The organism is Pseudonocardia sp. ICBG601 (assembly GCF_020496245.1).
Genome location: NZ_JAHLJA010000150.1, coordinates 476,388 through 498,692 on the forward strand (window position 1 = coordinate 476,388; position 22,305 = coordinate 498,692).

Consider the following 22,305-nt stretch of genomic DNA (forward strand, 5'->3'; position numbering starts at 1 on the left):
GGCTCAGCCGGCCCGGTAGAGGTCGCGCAGCAGCGCGATCTCCGCGCCGTGGTGGATGGCCTCCCGGTGGATGTGCAGCACCAGGGTGGCCAGCGGCGCGTCGGCGTAGGGGCCCTCGGCCGGTCCGCACGGCCGGGCGAGGCCCTCGGCGCCGAGCGCGGCGACCCCGGCGGTCCAGCGGGCGTACTCGGCGTCGAGTGCGTCGAGCGCCTGTGCCGCGGTGCCGGGGTAGGCGTAGGAGTCGTAGTCGACGGCCGGGCCGCCGAAGTGGGAGTGCGAGCGCATCGCGAACACCCCGACCAGGAGGTGCCCGAACCGCCACGCGATCGTCGTGACAGGCGGCGGCTCCGGCGTCGGGAACGTGAAGTCGATCACCCAGTCGCCGGACCCGGCGCCCGGCGGGGTCACCGACTCCCCGCGGCGGCGCACGCCCCAGCAGCCGGGCACCGGCTCCCGGTGGTACTCGTCGTCGGTGAGCCCGGCCAGCCGCGGCCGCAGCAGGGTGTCCCAGTGGAACGTCAGCTGCGCGAGCAGCTCGGCGTTCCAGTCGAGGGTCGTGGTGGGTGTCGTCATGCCCCCGGAGGCTAGGGCCGATCGAGGACGGCCGCGGTCCGCGTCGCGGGGACGGGTGCGCCCGGCGCGCTCAGCCGGCGACGGCGACCGGGCGGAGCCCGGAGGTCCGCGCGCGCCGGGCCGCGGCGACCACCGCCCGCGCCAGGCGCAGGTCGGTGGTGTCGCGTTCGGGGTGGGACTGCACGCCCAGCACCCAGGGCGTGTCGGACCCGGCCGGCTCGGCCCACTCGAGGGCCTCGACCACGTCCCCGGCGCGGGCCGACACCCGCAGCCCGGCCCCGGCCCGGTCGACGCCCTGGTGGTGGTGACAGCGCACCCGCACCGGGCCCGGCCCCAGGATCTGCGCGGCCCGGGTACCGCGCTCGGTGGTGACGTCGACCGGCGCGTAGACCCCCGGCCCGGCCGCGTGCGCCGCCGCGGCCCCGGCGCCGAGCACGTCGGGCAGGTGCTGGTGCAACGTCCCGCCGAGCGCGACGTTGAGCAGCTGGTGGCCCCGGCAGATCCCCAGCACCGGGACGCCGCGGGCCAGCGCCCGGTGCAGCGCGGCGAGGTCGGCGGCGTCGCGCTCGGTGCGCGGCGGGTCGGTGTGCGCACCGGGCGGCTGCCCGTAACGGGCCGGGTCGACGTCGGGCCCACCGGCGACGACCAGCCCGTCGAGGACGTCGACGGCCGCGTCCCCGCCCGCCACCGGGGCCAGCAGCACCGGGGTCCCGCCCGCAGCGAGCACCATGTCGACGTAGGTGCGGGGGAGCAGCACGACGTCGTCGTCGCGCATGATCCAGTAGTCGGCGCGCTCGGCGTAGCAGGAGATCCCGATGAGCGGCCGGGTCATGCCGGCCTCACGAGTCCGCGCCGTGCAGCACGTCGATCACCTGGTCGCCGTAGCGGGCGAGCTTGCCCTCGCCGATCCCGGAGATCGTGCCCAGCGCGGCCCGGTCGGCGGGGGCGCGGGTCGCGATCTCGCGCAGCGTCGCGTCGTGGAAGATCACGTAGGCGGGGACGCCCTGCTCCTTCGCCGTCGCCGCCCGCCAGGCCCGCAGCCGCTCGAACACCGGCGCGAGCTCGGCCGGCATCTCCACGGCCGGCTTCGACCCGCCCCGCGACCGCGACGACCGCGCGGCGCGCTCCGGCTCGGTGCGCAGCATGACCGTCTGCTCGCCGCGCATCGCCGCCGGGGACTCGTCGGTGAACCGCAGCGTCGAGTAGTTCCCGCCGACGGTCAGCAGCCCGCGCGCGACGAGCTGGCGCAGCACGTTGCGCCACGCGACGTCGGTCAGCTCGGTCCCGACGCCGAACACCGACAGCTCGTGGTGGCGGTGCTGGTCGACCTTCGGGGTGCGCTTGCCCAGCAGGATGTCGACGACCTGCCCGGCGCCGAACTCCTGGTTGCGCTCCTTCTTCAGCCGCCACACCGTCGACAGCACCTTCTGCGCCGCGACCGTGCCGTCCCACGACGACACCGGCGTCAGACAGGTGTCGCAGTTCCCGCACCGCTGGGCGTCGGGCCTCTGCCCGAAGTAGCGCAGCAGCTGCGCCCGGCGGCACTCGGTGGTCTCGCACAGCGCGAGCATCGCGTCGAGGTGCTGGGCCAGGCGCCGCTTGTGCGCGGCGTCGCCCTCGCCGTCGTCGATCATCTTCCGCTGCTGGACGACGTCGGCGAGCCCGTAGGCCAGCCACGCCGTCGACGGCTCGCCGTCGCGGCCCGCGCGGCCGGTCTCCTGGTAGTAGCCCTCCACGGACTTCGGCAGGTCCAGGTGGGCGACGAAGCGGACGTCGGGCTTGTCGATGCCCATGCCGAACGCGATCGTCGCGCACATGACCAGGCCGTCCTCGCGCAGGAACCGGGACTGGTTCTCCCGGCGCACCGACGCGTCGAGCCCCGCGTGGTACGGCAGTGCCCGGATCCCCTGCGCGGTGAGGAACTCCGCGGTCTGCTCGACCGACTTGCGCGACAGGCAGTAGACGATGCCCGCGTCCCCGGCGTGCTCGGAGCGCAGCAGCTCCAGCAGCTGACGGCGCGGCTCGTTCTTCGCGACGATCCGGTACTGGATGTTGGGCCGGTCGAAGCTCGCGACGAAGTGCCGCGCCCCGGTCAGCTCCAGGCGCTGCGCGATCTCGGTGCGGGTCGCGTCGGTCGCGGTCGCGGTCAGCGCGATCCGCGGGACGTCCGGCCAGCGCTTCGGCAGCTCGGAGAGCAGCAAGTAGTCGGGCCGGAAGTCGTGCCCCCACTGCGCGACGCAGTGCGCCTCGTCGATCGCGAACAGGGCGATCCGGCCGCGCTCCAGCAGCCGCACGGTGGACTCGACCCGCAGCCGCTCCGGGGCGAGGTAGAGCAGGTCCAGCTCGCCCGCGAGGAACTCCTGCTCGGTGAGGCGGCGCTCGTCGGCGTCCTGGGTGGAGTTGAGGAACCCGGCCCGCACCCCGAGCGCGCGCAGCGCGTCGACCTGGTCCTGCATCAGCGCGATCAGCGGCGACACCACGACCCCGGTGCCCGGCCGGGCCAGCGCCGGGACCTGGTAGCACAGCGACTTGCCGCCACCGGTCGGCATGAGCACCAGCGCGTCCCCGCCGCCGGTGACCTGCTCGACGATCGCCTGCTGCTCGCCGCGGAACGTGTCGTAGCCGAAGACGCGGCGCAGGATCTCGTGCGGGTCGCTGCTGTGCACCCGCTCCGGGACCGGCTCCGGCTCCGGCGGCCGCCCCGGCCCGGCGGGCGCGGCGGCCCAGGCGTCCTCCGGTGGGGGTTCGTCGCCGTAGTCGTCCTCGGGCTCGGGCGGGAGCGGGATCTCGTCCGGGTCGGAGGCGTCGAACACGTCGTCGATCGTACGAGTCCCGCCGCGCGCGCCCCGCCCGGCACTCACCTCGCGGCACCGCCGACCGCGCCCGGGCCCCGGCCGGGGCGTGGTCCCGGTCACCGCCCGTGTGTCGCGGGCGCCGCGGTGCTGCGCCGGACGGCCCCGGGGTGTAGCAAGACCTGCAGGACCAACGGCGTTCGCAGACCGGGCGCCGGGCGATCACGCGAGAAGGACGGATCCGTGGATCTGAAGATCGGGTACAAGGCGTCGGCCGAACAGTTCGGCCCCCGCGACCTCGTCGAGTACGCGGTGCTGGCAGAGGAGCTCGGGCTCGACAGCGTCTGGGCGTCGGACCACTTCCTGCCCTGGCGGCACGAGGGCGGGCACGCCCCGGCCGCGCTGCCCTGGATGGCGGCGGTGGGGGAGCGCACGAAGCGGGTGCAGATCGGCACCTCCGTGCTCACCCCCACGTTCCGCTACAACCCGGCGGTGCTGGCCCAGGAGTTCGCCACGATGGCGCTGCTCACCGGCAACCGGGTCGTGCTCGGCGTCGGCACCGGCGAGGCGCTCAACGAGATCGCGGTGTCCGGGCGGGAGTGGCCCGAGTTCAAGGAGCGCTTCGCCCGGCTGCGCGAGGCCGTGAAGATGATGCGCGCGCTGTGGACCGAGGAGTCGGTCAGCACCGAGGGTGAGTACTACACCTTCGTCGACGCCATGATCTACGACCGGCCCGAGCAGCCGGTCCCGATCTACGTCGCCGCGGGGGGCCCGATGGTCGCCCGGTTCGCCGGCCGGTTCGGCGACGGGTTCATCTGCACCTCCGGCAAGGGCATGGACCTCTACACCGACAAGCTCCTCCCGGGCGTCGAGGAGGGCGCGGGCAGGGCCGACCGCGACGCGGGCGCCATCGACAAGATGATCGAGATCAAGATCAGCTACGACCGCGACCCCGACGCCGCGCGGGAGAACACCCGGTTCTGGGCGCCGCTGTCGCTCACCGCGGACCAGAAGAACTCCGTCGACTCCTCGCAGGAGATGGAGCGCCTGGCCGACGAGCTGCCGATCGAGCAGGTGGTGAAGCGCTGGATCGTCGCGTCGGACCCCGACGAGGCCGTCGAGCAGATCAAGCCCTACCTCGACGCGGGCCTGAACCACCTCGTCGTGCACGGACCGGGGCACGACCAGCGCCGGTTCCTGGAACAGTTCACGACCGACGTCGCGCCGAAGCTGCGGGCGCTCGCGTGAGCGCCGCGACGAGCGCCCCCGCCGTCACCCGCGAGGGGCGGGTGCTGCGCTGCCGGGTCTCCACCGGCCGCCACGGCACCCTCGACGGGCCCGCCATGGCCGAGGTCACTGAGGCGCTGCTGGCGCTCGACCCGGCCGAGACCGGCGCGGTGCTGGTGCACGGCGACGGCGAGAACTTCTGCACCGGCGGTGACGTGCGCGCCTTCGCCGGGGCCGACGACCGCTACGCCTACGTGCACGGCCTCGCCGACACCTTCCACTCCATGCTGCGCCCGCTGGCCGCCTCCCCGGTGCCCACGGTCGCGGCGGTGCCGGGCTGGGCCGCCGGTGCGGGCATGAGCATCGCGCTGGCCTGCGACCTCGCCGTCGGCGGGACCTCGACCCGGATGCGCCCGGCCTACCCCGGCATCGGGTTCTCCCCGGACGGCGGGATGACCTGGACGCTGCCGCGGCTGATCGGTGCCGCGCGGGCACGGCGGGTCCTGCTCACCGACGAGGTACTGGAGGCCGAGACGCTGGCCGAGCTGGGGCTGCTCGCCTCCGTCGTCGACGACGACCGGGTCGCCGACGAGGCCGCCGCGGTCGCGCACCGGCTCGCCCAGGGACCGACGGCCGCGCTGGGCCGCATCCGCGGGCTCCTGGCCGTGACCTGGGACCGGGGGCTCGACGAGCAGCTCGAGGCCGAGGCGGACTCCATCGCGACCTGCGCCGCGGGTCCGGAGGGTGCCGAGGGGCTCGCCGCGTTCGGCGAGAAGCGCCGCCCGCAGTTCCACTAGCCGCACACGACGAGGGGGGCGCGACCGTCCGGTCGCGCCCCCCTCGTCGTCGGTGTGGCCGGTCAGCGCCCGCTGGCCGGGCTCCCCGCGACGACCCGGCGCGAGCGCTGCGGGCCGCGGCCGGTGCCGGGCATGCCCACGGCGAAGCGCTGGGCCGGGCGGTGCAGGCCCGGGCCGAGCGGCCAGCCCGCGTCGAGCGGGGCGAGCAGGCGGTCCAGCTCGGAGTCCGGGGTGGCGCCGACGCTGTTGCGCAGCAGCCGCTGGAACTCCTCGTACTCGGCGAGGGCGTCGGCGACGTGCCCGCCGGCGAGCAGGGCCTCGACCAGGGCGCGGCGCGACCGCTCGCGGCTCGGTGCGGTGGCGACGGCCCGGCGCGCGACGGCGACGGCGTCGTCGTGCCGGTCGGCGGCGGTGAGCGTGCCGGCCAGGCCCTCCAGGGCGGACAGGCGCAGCTGGCGGAACCGCTCGCGCTCGACGGCGATCCACGCCGCGGTCCACGACGGGAGGATGTCGGCCTCCAGCAGCGCGGTCTCCGGCGCACCGATCTCGCGCACGGTGCGCAGCATGCTGGGCGCGGACAGCCCGCGGATCAGCAGCATGGCCTCGGTGAGGTCGACGACCACGTCGTCGCCGAGCTGCAGCCGGCCGAGGTGGTCGGCGTCGAGCAGGCCCGGTACGTCGACGCCGGCGACGGCCTCGTCGAGCAGCCGGGCCGCGGGGACGGGACCGACCCCGGGCCACAGCGTCGCGGCGAGCGCCGCGGTCGGCTGCGGCCGCCGGTGGACGGCGAGATAGGCGACCAGGCGACGGGAGTCGACCGGCAGCGGGACGGCGCGGTCACCCGCGCGCAGCCCGAACGAGCCCAGCACCCGCACGTGCGGGGCGGAGGTGGGAGTGCTCTGCTCACTGGATCGACAGTGATCGTCGGACATGGCCGTTTCCCCGGATCGGTCGTGGCGTGCGGCCCGCGATCGGGTCCGTGCGGAGCCGGGGCGCGCCGGGCGGGAGGGCCTCGGATCGCGGAGCGGGCACGACGGAACCGCACCGACACGGACGGCGGGCGGCGTCTCCGTGTGGTGTCGTGGGACGAGGATAGCCCAGCAGTGCCCACGGTGTGAGATCCGGGTACGGCCGGATTGTGAGATCTGCGTCAGGCCCGGGAGAGCAGCCGGACGTGGGTCCCGTCCGGGGCCCGCCACACGTGCAGGCTGTCGCAGAGCTGCCGGGCGATCCAGGTCCCGCGCCCCCGCGCCTGCGACGGGTGCGGCGGCGCGAGCCCGATCAGCGGCAGCGCGATCGCCCCGCTGTCCTGGACCTCGCAGACCAGCTCCCCGTCGCGCGCCCACACCGACAGCCCCGCCTCCGGGGACCCGTGCTCGACCGCGTTGGTGGCGACCTCATTGACCGCCTGCACCATGTCCTCGCCGCGGGCGGTGTCGAACCGGCACACCCGGGCGGCCTCCTCGACGGCGTCGCGCACCCGGGACAGCTCGAAGGTGTTGTAGGACAACGTGACGTCCGGCGGTCCGAGCAGGTGCGGCGGCGCGATCGGCAGGGCCGCGAGCACCTCGGCGGGCGGGCGGTGCCGCGGGTTCTCGGTGAGCCCGGAGACACGCAGCCGCAGCGGGTGGTTGATCACCGCCGACTCGCCGACCGCGCCGTGCAGCGGCAACCGGGGGTAGGCGCACACCTGCAGGACCGGCAGCCCCGCGAGGGAGATGTTGAGCGCGGCCTCCAGCTCGACCCAGAACCCGCCGTCGACGCCGTCGAGGTCCGGGTCGTGCGCGCTCACGACGAACACCGGGCGGCCGGAGGAGGTCAGCGCCCGCAGCTCCCGGGCCCGCCAGGCGGCGACGGTCTGTCCGGACTCCCGGGCGGAGCTGGTCAGCGAGGTGAGCCTGCCGAGCTCGACCTCGTCGCCGAGCTCGTCGTGCAGCGCCTGCTCCAGCGGTGCGGGCAGGTCGAGCGCGACCCGGGCGCCGGTGTCCCGCGCCGCGGCCCGGGCGGCGGGGGCGACGGCGGCGAGCAGCTCCACCGGGTCGTCGGCGTGCACGAGGGCGTGCCGGAAGCCGGGCGGGCGGGGTGCGGCGTTGACCTTCACCGGAGCTGTCCTCCCGGGTGCACGACCTCGGGGGCCGGCGGGTGGTCGTCGAACACGAGTTGGGGGGAGAAGGCCGCGCCGCAGCGTTCGAGCACGCGCAGCACCCGCGGCCGGACCCGGTGCAGCACCAGGCGGTGGGTGGCCGGGAAGCCCTCGGCGGCGTGCACCAGCGCGACCGCGGTGGCGACGTCGACGAACCGCACCGAGGCCAGGTCCAGGCCGATGTCGGTGGAGGCGTCCGCGGAGCGCAGCGCGGCGTCCAGGGCCGACTGCAGCAGCGAGGTGATCTTCGAGCGGTTGCTGTGGTCGACCTCGCCGGCCAGCCGGGCGTGGCCGGTACCGAGGCGCACGATCCGGAGCAGACCGTCGTCGTAGGCGGTGGAGCAGGGGACGTGGTCGCGGTGCAGCGCCCGCATGATGTCGATCTGCTCGGCCGGGAAGTGCTCGGTGTCGTAGGTGCACAGCGCGGTCAGCCCGCCCGCGCTCTCGCGGACCAGCCGGGCCAGCAGGCCGTCGTACTCGGGCAGGGTGCCCGCGGCGCCCGCGTCGAGCACCGAGTGCATCTGGCCGGTCATCCGGGTGCCGTTCCAGCCGAGCTCGCGGGAGCGGGCGACCTCGCCGGACATCCCGGCGTGCACGTCGGACAGCGGGGTGCGGAAGGTGCGCCGGGTCCGCTCGGCGGGCAGGATCTCCAGCTGGCCGTGGCGCAGCGGGTCGTCGACCTCGACGCCGTCCTCGACGAGGCGGCGGAGCAGGACGTCGGCGGCGCCGTCGTCGTCGAAGTAGAGGATGCGCTCGCCCCGGTCGAGACCGTGCGCGACGTAGGCGGCGGCGAGCTCCCCGAGGTGCTCCGTGCTGTCCGGGACCGCGCACACGTGATCGCCGGACGTCAGCGCGTCCGCCAGCTTGATCACGTCTCACCTGCCGCGCGCGCCCCGCCGCCGCACGTCGCGGCGCCGGGCACACCCCGTCACGAACTCCTGGACGGATCAACCGTACGGAGGCCCTCGGCGGGGACCGGAGACCTCGGAGCGTGTGGGGCGCCGAACCGACGGTGACGCGCGACGAGCGGATCGCCACCGGCGGGCGACCGGAGCGGGCAGACCCGGTCCGACCAGGACCTACGGCCGTTCGGCGCTGCCCGGTGCCCGCCGGACGGCGGTGGCACCCGGTGTCCGGGTGGTCACCGTCCGGCGTGCCGCGGGCGGGTCAGGCGGCCGGGTTGACCGCGACCGAGGTGGTCGCGCTGCCCTGGATGGTCTGCAGGACGACGCAGTACCGCTCGGTCAGCTTCACCAGGGTCGCGACCTTGTCCTCGGCGGCGGGCGCGCCGCCGTCGCGGATGTCGACGTCGAAGGACAGGCGGATCTCCCGGAAGCCGACCGGGGCGTCCTTCGCGACGCCGAGGGTGCCGCGGAAGTCGAGGTCGCCCTCGGCGCGCACGGCGCCGAGCACCTCGAGCTCCAGTGCGGTGGCCACCGCGCGCAGGGTCACCCCGGCACAGGCCACCAGCGCCTCCAGCAGCATGTCGCCCGAGCACAGCTGGGTGCCGTCGCCGCCGGTGGCCGGGTGCAGGCCCGCCTCGGCCATCGCCTGGCCGGTCGAGACCTTGCACGCCACCCCGGAGCCGAGCTCCCCGTCCGCCTTCAGGGTGATGACCGCCGACTCCGGGTCGTCGCGGTACTGCTGCTTGAGCGGGGCCTGGATGTCGCGCAGGGAGATGTTGGTGTCGGTCATGTCCCCATCCTCACCCCGACGGGGCGACCCGCACACCCCGACCCGACGACTAGGGTGCCCGGTGTGGGCGGGGAGAGCGATACCGGACGGGCGGCAGCGGTGCGCCGCAGCGCCCGCGAGGCCGCCGACTCGGTCCGCGAGGCCCGCGACACCGTCCGGGACACGGTGCGCGACACCGTCCGGGACTCGGTGCACGACACCGTCGGCCCGCCCACCGACGACGACCGGCTCTGGACCGTCCCGAACGCGCTCAGCATGCTGCGCCTGGCCGGGGTGCCGCTGTTCCTGTGGCTGATGCTCGGCCCGGAGGCCGACGGCTGGGCCGTCGCGGTGCTGGCGATCGGCGGGTTCACCGACTGGCTCGACGGCAAGCTCGCCCGCGTCCTGGACCAGTTCAGCCGGTTCGGCGCCATGCTCGACCCGGCCGTGGACCGCCTCTACATCCTGGCCGCGCTGGTCGGGCTGGCCGCGCGCGACATCGTCCCGTGGTGGGCGGTGGTCGCCCTGGTCGCCCGCGACGTCGTCCTCGCCGTCTGCGTGTTCGTGCTGCGCCACCGCGGCTACGGCCCCTTCGAGGTCGTCTACCTCGGCAAGGCCGCCACCTTCGTCCTGCTCTACGCGTTCCCGCTGCTCCTGCTCGGCGACGGTCCCTCGCCCGCCGAGGCCGTGGTCGGCGTCGTCGCGAACGCCTTCGCCATCTGGGGCGTGGCCCTCTACCTGTGGTCGGGGCTGCTGTACCTGGCCCAGTTCCGGCTGGCGCTGCGGCGCCCGGAGCCGGGCGTCCCGGCCCCGGCGACCCGGTTCGATCACGGCGGCGCCGCGGGATAGGCTCCACGGCGTGAGCTCGGAGATTCCGTCGGACCTGTCCTACACCGAGGCCCACGAGTGGGTGCGCCGCAGCGGGGACGGGGTGGTCCGGGTCGGCATCACCGACCACGCCCAGTCGCAGCTCGGTGACGTCGTCTTCGTGCAGCTGCCGACCGTCGGCGACACCCTCGCCGCGGGCGACGCCATGGGCGAGGTCGAGTCGACCAAGTCGGTGTCGGACATCTACGCCCCGGTCGGCGGCGAGGTCGTCGCCGTGAACGACGGGCTGGACGCCGGCCCGGAGCTGGTGAACTCCGCCCCCTACGGCGACGGGTGGATCGTCGAGCTCCGCCTGGCCGAGGGGGCCTCGCTCGACGGCCTGCTCGACGCCGACGCCTACCGTCAGCTGGCCGACGGCGCCTGAGCCGGCCCGCCCGCCGCGCCACGCGGCACGGCGCGCCGACCTCTGTATCGCCCCGGCCGCCCCGACCGGTAGGTTCACATCCCCTGGACGTGCCGTCCGGAAGGGACCGGGACACCGGCCCCGCTCAGCCCTGACCGCCCGGACGCCGTCCGGGTACCGCATCCGCGAGGAGGAGTCCCCGAGGTGACCACGAACGACCCGCGCGACGTGCCACCGGAGCGCGCACCGGAGACCACGTCGGTCTTCCGGGCGGACTTCCTCGCCGACGTCGAGCAGCCGGCCGCCGAGCCCGCCGTCTCGGGTGTCGACGGGCTTCCCGCCGGGTCGGCGCTGCTCGTCGTCCGGCGCGGTCCGAACGCCGGCTCGCGCTTCCTTCTGGACGTGCCGACCACCAGCGCCGGCCGGCACCCCGACAGCGACATCTTCCTCGACGACGTCACCGTCTCCCGGCGGCACGCGGAGTTCCGCCGCGACGCCGGTGAGTTCGTCGTGGTCGACGTCGGCAGCCTCAACGGCACCTACGTCAACCGCGAGCCGGTCGACACGGCGGTGCTCGCCAACGGCGACGAGGTGCAGATCGGCAAGTTCCGCCTGGTCTTCCTGACCGGACCCCGCGAGCCGGGCGCCCAGGGCTGATCCCGGTTCCGTGCGGCGCCGCAGGCGCCGGTCACGGAACCCCGCGTACGACCGGCCCGTCGCGGCCGGGGGTGCTCTCGTACCCCCTGGTGCGACGGGCCTTCGGCGTGGGCGGGGACCGGCGGGTGTCGAGCCGACACGCCGTGCGCGACGGGCGTGTGACGATCGTCGAACGGACCCCGTCACTCCCCGTCCGGAGGCGCGCGTCGGGGCGGACCGCCGTGTAGCGTCATCAGGTGTCGGTGGCAGTGCGGTGGCAACGACACGGAGCCCGTCGGGGCCCGCCGCACGGGTCAGGGCGAGCAAGGCGATCAGGGCGGCCGGGGTGGCGTGTCCACCCGGGTGGCCCGACAGGCCCGACAGGGCCGGGGAGGCGGGCTGATGAGCGAGATGCGCGTCGTGGGCGTCCGGGTCGAACTTCCGGCGAACCAGCCGATCCTGCTGCTGCGGGAGACGAACGGCGACCGATACCTCCCGATCTGGATCGGATCGGTGGAGGCGACGGCGATCGCCCTGGAGCAGCAGGGGGTCAAGCCCGCGCGGCCGCTGACCCACGACCTGCTCAAGGACGTGATCGGGGCACTCGGGCGGCGGCTCGAGCAGGTGCGGGTGACCGACCTGCAGGAGGGCACCTTCTACGCCGAGCTGATCTTCGACGGCGGCGTCACGGTGTCCGCGCGGCCGAGCGACTCGATCGCGCTGGCGCTGCGGACCGGTGTTCCGGTGCACGCCGACGAGAGCGTCCTCGCCGAGGCGGGGCTGGTCATCCCCGACGAGCAGGAGGACGAGGTCGAGAAGTTCCGCGAGTTCCTCGACTCCGTGTCGCCGGAGGACTTCCGCGGGGCCCAGCCGGGCTGATCCGTCCGGGTGACCACCGCCGTCACCCGGCGGTGGGACCGGATGGACCACGGTTCGACCGTTCACCGACGTCACCGACCGTTCGGCGGCTGTACGCCCTCCGTACCCGGCAACCCGGGCGGGTGTCCGGTACGCCCGGGTCGGCGAGCCGCGTTGACCACCTCGGCCACTGGGCCTACCGTCATCACGACTGATGACATCCGTGGAACTCACCCACTACCCAGAGTCACATGGTAGGGGAGGGCCACGGTCCCGACCGAGGGAGACCGCGCGGTGCAGACGCCACCACCCGAGGGGCCGGGTCAGGGAGAGCTGTTCCCGGACCCGCTCGTCGGTGAGGGGCTCGACGGGGTGACCGACCGCCTGGTCGGCTTCCGCGGGCCGACCGCGTGCCAGGTCGTCGGCATCACCTACCGGCAGCTGGACTACTGGGCCCGCACCGGGCTGGTCGTGCCGTCGATCCGCGGCGCCGCCGGATCGGGCAGCCAGCGGCTGTACTCCTTCAAGGACGTCCTCGTCCTCAAGATCGTGAAGCGGCTGCTCGACGCCGGTGTCTCGCTGCAGAACATCCGGATCGCCGTCGAGCACCTGCGCCGGCGCGGGATCCGCGACCTGGCCGGCATCACCCTGTTCTCCGACGGCACCACCGTCTACGAGTGCACCTCCCCGGAGGAGGTCGTCGACCTGCTGCAGGGTGGCCAGGGCGTGTTCGGGATCGCGGTGTCCGGGGCGATGCGCGAGATCTCCGGCGTCATCAAGGACTTCCCGGCCGAGCGGGCCGACGGCGGCACCGTCGACGAGGCCCCCGAGGACGAGCTGGCCCGCCGCCGCGCGCGCCGCGCGATCTCCTGACCGGATCCGGTCAGGCCACGGCCCGGAACGGGTCGTGCTCGGCCAGGAGCTTCTCCATCCGCGCCTGGTCGACCCGGTTGACCACGGTCAGGCTGTCCTGCCGGTCCCGGACGCACTTCGCGAGGGTGAACGCCGAGGTGATCGCGTACAGCACGGCGATCGCGAGGAACGCCTTCACCCACCCGTCGACGGGCAGGTAGACGGTCCCGACGACGACGGCCGCGAGCGACACGCCGAAGGACAGCATCGCCTGCGTGTGGAACGCGGCGGTGGTGGCCGGGGTGGTGTTCGGAGCGCTGGTGTTCGACATGGCAGGAAGTGTGACGAGCCGGCGCAGGCGGCGACGCCGCAGAACTACGCAGGTAGGCTGGCCCGGTAGTCGTCGACGCCGTGCGGGAGAGCCCCGGGGAACGTGCCCGGGCGCCGAAGGAGCAACCCCTTCCCGGAATCTCTCAGGCACACGGACCGCGCGGTCGAGGCGCCTCTGGAAAGCGACGGGTCGCACACGCACGCGGGGCACCCGTCCGCCGACGGGGAAAGCCGGAAGCCTCCGGTGAATCTCTCAGGCGCCCGTTCCGCGGGTACGGACAGAGGGGGAGGGGCGAGTTGCCCTGCCCCGATCCGCCCGACGACCTCCGGAGGCGCCGTGAGCCCGACGTCCGAGCACCGTCCCACCCTCGCCGAGCTGGAGCGGGGGCTCCCGTTCGCCGAGCGCCACATCGGGCCCCGGCCCGGTGACCTGGCCCGGATGCTGGAGGTGCTGGGCGTCGACACCCTCGAAGCGCTCGCCGCCCGCGCGCTGCCCGACACCATCCGCGACGACGGACCGGTCGGCGCGTCGCTGCCCGCGCCGGTGGGCGAGGCCGAGATGCTCGCCGAGCTCCGCGAGCTGGCCGGGCGCAACACCGTCACCGTCCCGATGATCGGCTACGGCTACCACGGCACCCGCACCCCGTCGGTGATCCGCCGCAACGTGCTGGAGAACCCGGCCTGGTACACCGCGTACACGCCGTACCAGCCCGAGATCAGCCAGGGCAGGCTCGAGGCCCTGCTGACCTTCCAGACGATGGTGTCCGACCTGACCGGGCTGCCGGTCGCCGGTGCCTCGCTGCTCGACGAGGCCACCGCCGCCGCCGAGGCGATGACGCTGCTGCGCCGGGCCAACCGCTCGACCAGCCCGCGGTTCGTCGTCGACGCCGACACCGTGGCCCAGACCGTGGACGTGCTGCGCACCCGCGCCGAGCCGCTCGGCATCGAGCTGGTCGTCGCCGACCTCGGCGACGGCGTGCTGCCCGAGGGCGAGTTCTTCGGGGTGCTGCTGTCCTACCCGGGCGCGTCGGGCCGGGTCGCCGACCCGTCGGCTCTGGTCGAGGCCGCGCACGGGCGCGGGGCGCTCGTCGCCGTCGCGGCGGACCTGCTGGCCCTGACCCTGCTCACCCCGCCCGGGGAGTTCGGCGCGGACGCCGCAATCGGGTCCACCCAGCGCTTCGGGGTGCCGCTCGGCTTCGGCGGCCCGCACGCGGGCTACCTCTCGGTCGGGCAGAAGCATGCCCGTCAGCTGCCGGGACGCCTGGTCGGGGTCTCCCGCGACGCCGACGGCCACTACGCCCTGCGCCTGGCGCTGCAGACCCGTGAGCAGCACATCCGCCGGGAGAAGGCCACCTCCAACATCTGCACCGCGCAGGTCCTGCTCGCGGTCATGGCCGCCTGCTACGGGGTGCACCACGGCCCGGACGGGCTGCGCGAGATCGCCACCCGCACCCACCGGATGGCCGCGGTGCTCGCCGCCGGTCTGCGCTCGGGCGGGGTGGAGATCGTCCACGACGCGTTCTTCGACTCCGTGCTCGCCCGCGTCCCCGGCCGCGCCGACGCCGTCGTCGCCGCCGCGCACGACGCCGGGATCGCGCTGCGCCGCGCCTCGGACGACGAGGTCGGCGTCGCCACCTCGGAGATCACCACCGTGGCGCACCTGCACGCGGTGTGGGCGGCGTTCGGCGTCACCGGGGTGGACGTGGCCGCGCTCGACGGGGACACCGCCGACGCGCTGCCCGCGGGCCTGCGCCGCGCGAGCGAGTACCTCACGCACCCGACGTTCCACGAGTTCCGGTCCGAGACCGCGCTGATGCGCTGGCTGCGCCGCCTCGCCGACGCCGACCTCGCGCTGGACCGCACGATGATCCCGCTGGGCTCGTGCACCATGAAGCTCAACGCCGCCGCCGAGATGGAGGCGGTGACCTGGCCGCAGTTCGCCGACCTGCACCCGCTCGCGCCGGAGTCCGACACCGCCGGCACCCGGGAGATGATCGACCAGCTGGAGACCTGGCTGGCCGACCTCACCGGCTACGCCGCGGTGTCGCTGCAGCCCAACGCGGGCAGCCAGGGCGAGCTCGCCGGGCTGCTCGCCATCGCCGCGTACCACCGCAGCCGCGGTGAGACCGACCGCGACGTCTGCCTGATCCCGGCCTCCGCGCACGGCACCAACGCCGCCTCGGCGATCATGGCCGGGCTGCGGGTGGTCGTCGTCGGGACCGCACCGGGCGGCGACGTCGACCTCGACGACCTGCACGCGAAGATCGCCGAGCACGGCGACCGGCTCGCCGCGCTGATGATCACCTACCCCTCGACGCACGGCGTCTACGAGGCCGGGGTCCGCGACGTGTGCGCCGCGGTGCACGACGCCGGCGGCCAGGTCTACGTCGACGGCGCCAACCTCAACGCGCTGGTCGGGGTCGCCCGCCCGGGGGCCTTCGGCGGCGACGTCAGCCACCTCAACCTGCACAAGACCTTCTGCATCCCGCACGGCGGCGGCGGGCCGGGCGTGGGCCCGGTCGCGGTGGCCGAGCACCTGGCGCCGTTCCTGCCCGGGCGCACGCCCCGCTCCGACGGCGGCGTCGGCCCGGTGTCCGCCGCCCGCCACGGCTCGCCCGGCGTCCTGCCGATCTCCTGGGCCTACCTGCGGATGATGGGCCTGGACGGGATGCGCCGCGCCACGCTCACCGCGGTGGCGGCCGCCAACTACGTCGCCACCCGGCTGCGGGAGCACTTCCCGGTGCTCTACGCGGGCGCCGACGGCACGGTCGCCCACGAGTGCATCCTCGACCTGCGCACGCTGACCAAGGAGACCGGGGTGACCGTCGACGACGTCGCCAAGCGGCTCATCGACCACGGCATCCACGCCCCGACCATGTCCTTCCCGGTGGCCGGGACGCTGATGGTCGAGCCGACCGAGTCCGAGGATCTCGCCGAGATCGAGCGGTTCGTCGCCGCGATGGTGTCGATCCGCGGTGAGATCGACCGGGTCGCCGCGGGGGAGTGGCCGGCCGAGGACAACCCGCTGCGGAACGCCCCGCACACCGCGGCCTGCCTGGCCGACGACAAGTGGGACCACCCGTACCCGCGGGAGCTGGCCGCGTACCCGACCGGGGTCACCCCGGGCGTGCACGACCGGAAGGTGTGGCCGCCGGTGCGCCGGATCGACGGCGCCCACGGCGACCGGAACCTGGTCTGCTCCTGCCCGCCGCCGGACGCCTTCGCCTGAGCCGGCACCGGCCCGCCGGGCGAATGTCCGGACAGGGCGGGGATCATGGCGGGGTGTCACGCCGACCGAGTGAGCGCCTCCGGGTCCCCGCCCCCGTCCTGCGGACGCGCGTCGGGTCGAAGCGGGCCGCCACCGACCAGCCCAACGTCACCGGCGACGGCGCGTCGCCGCTGACCGTCCGGTTCTGGCTGCTGCTCGTCGTGACCGGGGTGGCCGCCGGGCTGTCCGGGATCGTGCTGATTGCGCTGCTGCACGCGGTGTCGGAGTGGGCCTGGGGGTCCGGGGCGGCGGAGGGGTTCCAGGCGGCGGTCGAGCGGGCCGACGCCTGGGGGCGGGTGTGGCCGCTGCTGGTGGCGGGGCTCGTCGCCGGGGTCGGCGGGTACCTGCTGCGCCGGTTCGTCCCCGGCCGCACCGACGTCGACGACGCGATCTGGACCGGCGACGCGCGGCTCGGGGTGCGCCGCAGCACCGGCACCGCGGCGCTGTCGGAGGTCGTGGTCGGGCTGGGCGCCTCGCTCGGCCGGGAGGCCGCGCCCAAGCTGATGGGCGGGGTGTGGGGCGCGGTCCTGGCCGGCTGGGGCGGTCTGTCGCTCGAGCAGCGACGGCTGCTGGTCGCCTGCGGCGCGGGCGCCGGGCTGGCCTGCGTCTACGACGTACCGCTGGGCGGGGCGCTGTTCACCGCCGAGGTGCTCGTCGGCACCGTGCGGCTGCCGGTGGTGCTGCCCGCGCTGGCCTGCACCGCGACCGCCACCGTCGTCGCCTGGCTGTACCTGCCCGCCGGGCCGGTCTACCCCGGCCTCCCGGTCCCGGTGACGACGCCGTCGCTGCTGGTGTGGGCGGTGCCCGCGGGCGTGCTGATCGGGGTGCTGGCGACCGGCTGGGTCCGGCTGATCGGGTTCGTGTCGCACCATGGCCCCCGGCGGACGTGGTGGCGGATCGCCGCCCCGGTCGTCGCGTTCGGGCTGCTCGGTGTGGCCGGGCTGGCGTTCCCGCAGCTCTACGGCAACGGCGCGGACCTGGCCGAGCAGGCCTTCCTCGGCGGCGGGGCGCTGCTGCTGTTCGCGGCGCTGGCCGTGCTGAAGCCGCTGGTGACGGCGATGTGCCTGGGCAGCGGCGCGTCCGGCGGGCTGTTCACCCCGACGCTGTGCACCGGCGCGGTGCTCGGGGCCGCGCTGGGCGGGGCCTGGTCGGCGCTGTGGCCGGGCACCCCGGTCGGCACGTTCGCCCTGGTCGGGGCGGCCGCGATGATCGGGGCCGGGATGCAGGCGCCGCTGGCCGGTCTGGTGCTGGTGCTGGAGCTGACCGGCACCGGGTTCGGGATCGCCGTCCCGCTGGTCGCCGCGACGCTGGTGGCGACCGCGGTGGCCCGGTGGCTCGACGGGTACTCGATCTACTCGGCGCGCCTGGCCGCGCAGCCCACGGCCGATCAGACCACCTGAGACGGGTCAGGCGGGCAGCGCGGTGCCCGGGGCGCGGTGCGGCAGCCGGTGGGCGAACCCGGTGAGCAGACCCAGGCTGACCACGGCGAGCACGCCGTAGGCGACGAACCCGCCGACGCTGTCCCAGGTGGTGTGCAGCGCCACGGCCAGCACGAACACCAGCAGCGCACGCCCGGCGGCCCGGCCGGTGCGCCGCCGTGCCGCGTACCAGAGCGCCGCCGCGGTGAGCCCGGTCCACGCCATGTGCGCGGCCGGGCTGAGCACACCGCGCAGGAGCAGCACGTCGTCGACGGCGCCGAGGTCACCCTGGGAGCGCACCAGCACGACGAAGCCGTAGCCCATCGTCTCCAGCGCGGCGAAGCCCGCCCCGGACGCGACCCCGACCAGCAGACCGTCCGCGGGGTGCCCGCGGCGGGCGGTCAGCAGCAGCACCAGCAGGGGCGCGACGAGCTTGGCCGACTCCTCGATCAGCGCGACGCCGAGCATCGGCAGCGTGCCGAGGGACCGCATCGCGTCGAACTCCAGCAGCCCCGCCGCGACGACGCCGACGACCCCGCCGAGGAACGCGACCAGCGCGATCGGCCCGGCGCCGATCGAGTAGTCCAGCCGTCGCCCCAGCACGAAGGTCACGAACGCGGCCGGGGCGACCGCGGCCCCGAGCAGGATCAGCGACGGGACAAGGTTCGGGTTCTGGGTGACCAGCAGGACCCGTCGCACCGCCTCGAAGAGCACCAGTCCCACGACCAGGACGACCAGCCAACCCCAGCGACGCACCTGCGACTCCCTCCGCGACGGACGTCGGGACGGTAGCGGCGCCGCTCAGACCCGGGCGAGCCGGGACCGGCGGTGGGCCGCCATCCGCACCGGGGCGTCGGCCCAGCCGTGCCCGTCGTGGGTGCCGGTGCGCTGGACCAGGGCGAGGAACAGCCGCCCGCCGAGCAGCTCGGTGCACACCTGCAGGTAGTCGCCGTGGTCGTCGCGGTCGTGCAGGACGCCCAGCTCGCGGTAGACCTCGACGGTCGCCGCCGGCAGGTCGAGGCGGGCGGCGAGGTCGTCGTGGTAGTTCGCGGGCACCCGGAGCAGCGGCACCCCCGCGGCGCGGGCAGCGGCCGCGGTGGCGAGCACGTCGTCGCAGGCCAGGGCCACGTACTGCGGGTCGGCGACGGCCGGGCTCCAGCCGCCGCGCCGCAGCACCGACACGGTGAGGGCGAGCCGGACCCGCCGCTCGGGGTCGGCCAGCGCCCGGCTGCGGACCAGCCCGAACGGGGCCGCGTACTCGCCGTCGCCGACGGCGTCGAGGCCGAGCACGGCGCGGTGGAACAGCACCGCCTCGTCGAACGCGTCGTAGGGCTGGGTGAGACCGATGTGGTCGATGCCGGTGATCCCGGTGCCGGGGGAGGGTGCCTCGTCGACGGCGACGAAGTCGTGCGGCCAGGCCCCCGCGGGGTCCCCGGTGGTGCGGCACAGGAACACCGCGGTGCCGTCCGGTGCGGTGATCCCGGCGAGGTCGGCCTCGCCCGGCCCGGTGACGCGCGGGACGGGGGCGGCGCACAGCCGGGCCGCGCGGCGGGCGGCGGCGTCCGGGTCGGCGGACTCGACGGCGATCGCGGCGACCGCGCCCGTGCCGTCGCCCGCCGCGTTCACCAGCAGCCGCGCGGCGCCCTGCTCGAAGCGCTCGACCTGCTTGGTGCGGTGCACCCCGGTGCGGCTGAACCCGAGCGCACGCAGCACCCGTCCCAGCTCGGGGCCCGCGGTGAGCTCGACGAACGCCGTCCCGCCCAGGGCGGGGGCCGCGGTGCCGACGGGGTCGGTCCCGGCGCCGGCGCGGGCGGTGGCCTCGGCGAGGGCGATCAGCGAGCGGCGGGCGTCGACGGCGGTGCGGACCGGGTCGGACTGGCGGAAGACGTCGTTGAACACCTCCAGCGACAGCGGTCCAGCGTACCCGGCGGCCAGCACGGGGGCGAGGAACGCGGGCAGGTCGAACCCGCCCTGGCCGGGGAACAGCCGGTGGTGACGGCTCCAGGACAGCACGTCCATCGACAGCTCCCGGGCGTCGGCGAGCTGCAGGAAGAACAGCTTCCCGCCGGGGACCTCGGCGATCGGGGCCGGGTCCGAGCCGCGGGCCAGGATGTGGAAGGAGTCCAGGCAGAGGCCGAGCGCGGGGTGGTCGGCGGTGCGCACGGCGTCCCAGGAGGCGTCCCAGGTGTCGACGTGCCTGCCCCAGGCGAGCGCTTCGTAGGCGATGCGCAGCCCGCGCTCGTGCGCGCGGGCGGCGAGGGTGTGCAGCTGGGCGGCGAGCAGGTCGGCGTCGGCGGCGGGGTCGACGGCGTCGGGGGACACCGAGGAGCACACCAGCACGGTGTCGGCGCCGAGACCCGCCATGACCTCGAAGGTCGCGTCCGCGCGGCGCAGGTTCGCCGCGAACCGGTCGGGGTCGGTCGAGTCGATGTCGCGCAGTGGCTGGTAGAGGTCCACCGACAGGCCCAGGTCGCGGCAGCGGGCGCCGATCGCGGCCGGGGACCCGGGGTCGGCGAGCAGGTCCGGCGCGAAGATCTCGACGCCGTCGAACCCGGCGGTCGCGGCGGCGGCGAGCTTGTCCTCCAGCGTGCCGGACAGGCAGACCGTGGCCAGCGACAGGCGCGCGATCCCGGGCTGCGTGGTCTGCCCGGCCGGGGTCCCGGTGGGCACGGTTGCGGTGGGCACGGCTCCGGTGGGTGCGGTCTCAGGCGACACGGGCGGCCTCCTGCTCGGCGCTGATCAGCTCGGCGAGGTGGGCGAGCATCCGGGCCGGGTCCGGTGCGACGCCGGTGAACAGCCGGAACGCCTCCGCGGCCTGGTGCACGGCCATCGCGCCGCCGTCGACGGTGCGGCAGCCCGCGGCGCGCGCGGCGGCCAGCAGCGCGGTGTCCAGCGGCCGGTAGACGATCTCGGCGACCCACGGGCGGGTCGCGAGCAGCGCGGGGTCGAACGGCAGGCCGGGGTGCTCGGCCATCCCCACCGGGGTGGCGTGCACGAGGCCGTCGGCCCCGGGGAGCAGCGCGGCCAGCTCCGGCAGCGGGTGCCCGGTGGCCTGCGCGCCCGGGGCCAGGTGCGGGGTCACCGACGCGGCGAGCGCGGCGGCGCGGTCCCCGTCGACGTCGACGACCTGCAGGAGGCCGACGCCCTCGCGGGCCATGGCGTAGGCGGCCGCGGCGCCGGCGCCCCCGGCGCCCAGCAGCACGACCCGGCCGGTCGCGGCGCCGGGCAGCCCGGCCCGCCAGCCGTCGCGGAACCCGGTCCAGTCGGTGTTGTGCCCGGTCAGCAAGCCGTCCGCACCGATGACGACGGTGTTGACCGCGCCGATCGCGGCGGCGTCCGGGGAGAGGGCGTCGAGGTGGCCGATCACCCGCTGCTTGCAGGGGTGGGTGACGTTGAGCCCCGCGTGGCCCTGGGCGCGCGCCCGGCGGAGCAGGTCGCCGACGGCGTCCGGCGACACCCCGAGGACGTCGAGGTCGACGCGCTCGTAGGTCAGGTCCAGGCCGTGCGCGGCGCCCTCGCGCTCGTGCAGGGCGGGCGACAGCGACGGACCGATGCCGGCGCCGATCAACCCCGTCCGCACCCGTGTGCCGGTTCCGGTGGCGTCGGTGTCGCGCCGGGTCTCGCTGCTGCTCCGCACGGATCCCTCCTCGGATCTATGTACCGTATGGTTAGTTGTACCGGACGGCGGATGGATCGGCCAGGGGGAACGGCCGGCGATCCGTAGAGTCCGGGGACGCCGCCGGGATCCCGGCGGCGCGGAGCGGCGGAGGGGGACCGCAGTGGCAGCGGCACCGGAGGACGGCGTCCGGCAGCGCGACGCCGAGCGCACCCGCACCGAGATCCTGGACGAGGCGACCGCGGAGTTCGCCGACCGGGGACTCGCCGGGGCGCGGGTCGACGAGATCGCCGCGCGCACCCGGACCACCAAGCGGATGCTCTACTACTACTTCGGCTCGAAACAGGGCCTCTACCTGGCGGTTCTCGAACGCGCCTACACCGGGATCCGGGCGTTGGAGCAGCAGTTGTCGGTATCGGACCTCAACCCGGCGCGGGCGGTGCGGGCGGTCGCGGAGCTCACCTTCGACCACCACGAGGCGCACCCGGACTTCATCCGGCTGGTCGCGATCGAGAACATCCACCACGCCGAGCACCTGCGCTCCTCCCCGCTGCGCGAGGGGCTGGCCGGGCCCGCGGTCGGGGTGCTCGAGTCCATCCTCGCCCGCGGCCGGGAGACCGGGTTGTTCCGCGACGACGTCGACGCCTTCGACGTGCACGTACTGATCAGCTCGTTCTGCGTGTTCCGGGTGGCCAACCGGCACACCGTCTCGGCGATCTTCGGTCGCGACCTGCTGGACCCGGCGCGGCGCGGGCACTACCGCCGCATGGTCGGTGACCTGGTCGTGGAGTACCTGACCGCCCGCGTCGGGCAGGACTGACCGCCGGCGTCCTACCGGGCCCTTGACACGCGTCGCGCTGCAACTCACTATTCGGTACGTAACCAGACGG

Annotated in this window: 21 protein-coding genes and 1 riboswitch; of the genes, 10 read left to right on the plus strand and 11 right to left on the minus strand. The window is 75.2% G+C overall.

The window, feature by feature from the left end; genetic code table 11:
• Positions 1-3: 3 nt before the first annotated feature.
• From KPL57_RS47850 to recQ, 3 genes are all read right to left on the minus strand, one after another.
• A complete protein-coding gene (locus KPL57_RS47850; protein ID WP_226357095.1) occupies positions 4-573 on the minus strand; it encodes a DinB family protein in 570 nt (189 codons plus the stop codon).
• Between the two features lie 70 nt (positions 574-643).
• Positions 644-1,405 carry a gamma-glutamyl-gamma-aminobutyrate hydrolase family protein gene (locus KPL57_RS47855; RefSeq protein ID WP_226357096.1) on the minus strand — a complete coding sequence of 254 codons (762 nt, stop codon included), beginning with the start codon at positions 1,403-1,405 and terminating at the stop codon, positions 644-646.
• Between the two features lie 7 nt (positions 1,406-1,412).
• The gene (gene recQ, locus KPL57_RS47860; protein ID WP_226357495.1) at positions 1,413-3,239 is read right to left on the minus strand and encodes a DNA helicase RecQ; all 1,827 of its coding nucleotides are present in this window, start codon (positions 3,237-3,239) and stop codon (positions 1,413-1,415) included.
• 369 nt (positions 3,240-3,608) lie between these two features.
• On the opposite strand from recQ, the gene fgd reads away from it, so the two are divergent.
• Together fgd and KPL57_RS47870 are read left to right on the plus strand one after the other, a co-directional pair.
• The gene (gene fgd / locus KPL57_RS47865; protein ID WP_226357097.1) at positions 3,609-4,613 is read left to right on the plus strand and encodes a glucose-6-phosphate dehydrogenase (coenzyme-F420); all 1,005 of its coding nucleotides are present in this window, start codon (positions 3,609-3,611) and stop codon (positions 4,611-4,613) included.
• Complete coding sequence (locus tag KPL57_RS47870; RefSeq protein WP_226357098.1) at positions 4,610-5,389, plus strand: enoyl-CoA hydratase/isomerase family protein; 780 nt, start codon at positions 4,610-4,612, stop codon at positions 5,387-5,389. The genes fgd and KPL57_RS47870 overlap by 4 nt, the downstream gene beginning before the upstream one ends.
• 62 nt (positions 5,390-5,451) lie before the next feature.
• Here KPL57_RS47870 and KPL57_RS47875 read toward each other — a convergent pair whose 3' ends face one another.
• The 4 genes from KPL57_RS47875 to KPL57_RS47890 all read right to left on the minus strand — a co-directional run bounded on the left by KPL57_RS47875 (position 5,452) and on the right by KPL57_RS47890 (position 9,227).
• Entirely contained in the window at positions 5,452-6,321 is an 870-nt protein-coding gene (locus KPL57_RS47875) for a BTAD domain-containing putative transcriptional regulator (protein ID WP_226357099.1), read from the minus strand.
• Positions 6,322-6,539: 218 nt separating this feature from the next.
• Positions 6,540-7,490, minus strand: a complete 951-nt coding sequence (locus KPL57_RS70815; RefSeq protein ID WP_226357100.1) for an ATP-binding protein — start codon at positions 7,488-7,490, stop codon at positions 6,540-6,542.
• Complete coding sequence (locus KPL57_RS47885; protein WP_226357101.1) at positions 7,487-8,404, minus strand: MEDS domain-containing protein; 918 nt, start codon at positions 8,402-8,404, stop codon at positions 7,487-7,489. Before KPL57_RS47885 ends, KPL57_RS70815 begins: the two co-directional genes overlap by 4 nt.
• Before the next feature lie 295 nt (positions 8,405-8,699).
• The gene (locus KPL57_RS47890) at positions 8,700-9,227 is read right to left on the minus strand and encodes an OsmC family protein (protein WP_062394956.1); all 528 of its coding nucleotides are present in this window, start codon (positions 9,225-9,227) and stop codon (positions 8,700-8,702) included.
• Between the two features lie 189 nt (positions 9,228-9,416).
• Here KPL57_RS47890 and KPL57_RS47895 point away from each other — a divergent pair, with 189 nt between their 5' ends.
• The 5 genes from KPL57_RS47895 to KPL57_RS47915 all read left to right on the plus strand — a co-directional run bounded on the left by KPL57_RS47895 (position 9,417) and on the right by KPL57_RS47915 (position 12,804).
• Positions 9,417-10,055, plus strand: coding sequence for a CDP-alcohol phosphatidyltransferase family protein (locus tag KPL57_RS47895; RefSeq protein WP_308016743.1), 639 nt, complete (start codon positions 9,417-9,419; stop codon positions 10,053-10,055).
• Positions 10,056-10,065: 10 nt separating this feature from the next.
• On the plus strand, positions 10,066-10,458 hold the full coding sequence (gene gcvH / locus KPL57_RS47900) for a glycine cleavage system protein GcvH (RefSeq protein ID WP_226357103.1): 393 nt from the start codon (positions 10,066-10,068) through the stop codon (positions 10,456-10,458).
• A 183-nt stretch (positions 10,459-10,641) separates the two neighbouring features.
• Complete coding sequence (gene garA / locus KPL57_RS47905) at positions 10,642-11,094, plus strand: glycogen accumulation regulator GarA (protein WP_062394962.1); 453 nt, start codon at positions 10,642-10,644, stop codon at positions 11,092-11,094.
• Between the two features lie 381 nt (positions 11,095-11,475).
• Positions 11,476-11,952, plus strand: a complete 477-nt coding sequence (locus KPL57_RS47910; protein ID WP_010224693.1) for a bifunctional nuclease family protein — start codon at positions 11,476-11,478, stop codon at positions 11,950-11,952.
• A 273-nt stretch (positions 11,953-12,225) separates the two neighbouring features.
• On the plus strand, positions 12,226-12,804 hold the full coding sequence (locus KPL57_RS47915; protein ID WP_208623102.1) for a MerR family transcriptional regulator: 579 nt from the start codon (positions 12,226-12,228) through the stop codon (positions 12,802-12,804).
• A gap of 10 nt (positions 12,805-12,814) precedes the next feature.
• On the opposite strand, the gene KPL57_RS47920 is transcribed toward KPL57_RS47915, so the two are convergent.
• The gene (locus tag KPL57_RS47920) at positions 12,815-13,114 is read right to left on the minus strand and encodes a YiaA/YiaB family inner membrane protein (RefSeq protein ID WP_062394965.1); all 300 of its coding nucleotides are present in this window, start codon (positions 13,112-13,114) and stop codon (positions 12,815-12,817) included.
• Between the two features lie 73 nt (positions 13,115-13,187).
• Positions 13,188-13,282, plus strand: a riboswitch (glycine riboswitch).
• Positions 13,283-13,450: 168 nt separating this feature from the next.
• On the opposite strand from KPL57_RS47920, the gene gcvP reads away from it, so the two are divergent.
• Positions 13,451-16,342 carry an aminomethyl-transferring glycine dehydrogenase gene (gene gcvP, locus KPL57_RS47925; RefSeq protein WP_226357104.1) on the plus strand — a complete coding sequence of 964 codons (2,892 nt, stop codon included), beginning with the start codon at positions 13,451-13,453 and terminating at the stop codon, positions 16,340-16,342.
• A gap of 53 nt (positions 16,343-16,395) precedes the next feature.
• Complete coding sequence (locus tag KPL57_RS47930; RefSeq protein ID WP_226357105.1) at positions 16,396-17,781, plus strand: chloride channel protein; 1,386 nt, start codon at positions 16,396-16,398, stop codon at positions 17,779-17,781.
• Positions 17,782-17,787: 6 nt separating this feature from the next.
• Here KPL57_RS47930 and KPL57_RS47935 read toward each other — a convergent pair whose 3' ends face one another.
• Genes KPL57_RS47935 through KPL57_RS47945 form a run of 3 tightly spaced genes read right to left on the minus strand, consistent with a single transcriptional unit; the run spans position 17,788 to position 21,436 of the window.
• Entirely contained in the window at positions 17,788-18,555 is a 768-nt protein-coding gene (locus tag KPL57_RS47935) for a PrsW family glutamic-type intramembrane protease (RefSeq protein WP_226357106.1), read from the minus strand.
• A 45-nt stretch (positions 18,556-18,600) separates the two neighbouring features.
• A complete protein-coding gene (locus KPL57_RS47940) occupies positions 18,601-20,484 on the minus strand; it encodes a TIM barrel protein (RefSeq protein ID WP_374203882.1) in 1,884 nt (627 codons plus the stop codon).
• 19 nt (positions 20,485-20,503) lie between these two features.
• A complete protein-coding gene (locus KPL57_RS47945; protein WP_308253114.1) occupies positions 20,504-21,436 on the minus strand; it encodes a shikimate dehydrogenase in 933 nt (310 codons plus the stop codon).
• 142 nt (positions 21,437-21,578) lie between these two features.
• On the opposite strand from KPL57_RS47945, the gene KPL57_RS47950 reads away from it, so the two are divergent.
• On the plus strand, positions 21,579-22,235 hold the full coding sequence (locus KPL57_RS47950) for a TetR/AcrR family transcriptional regulator (protein WP_226357107.1): 657 nt from the start codon (positions 21,579-21,581) through the stop codon (positions 22,233-22,235).
• Positions 22,236-22,305: the final 70 nt, after the last annotated feature.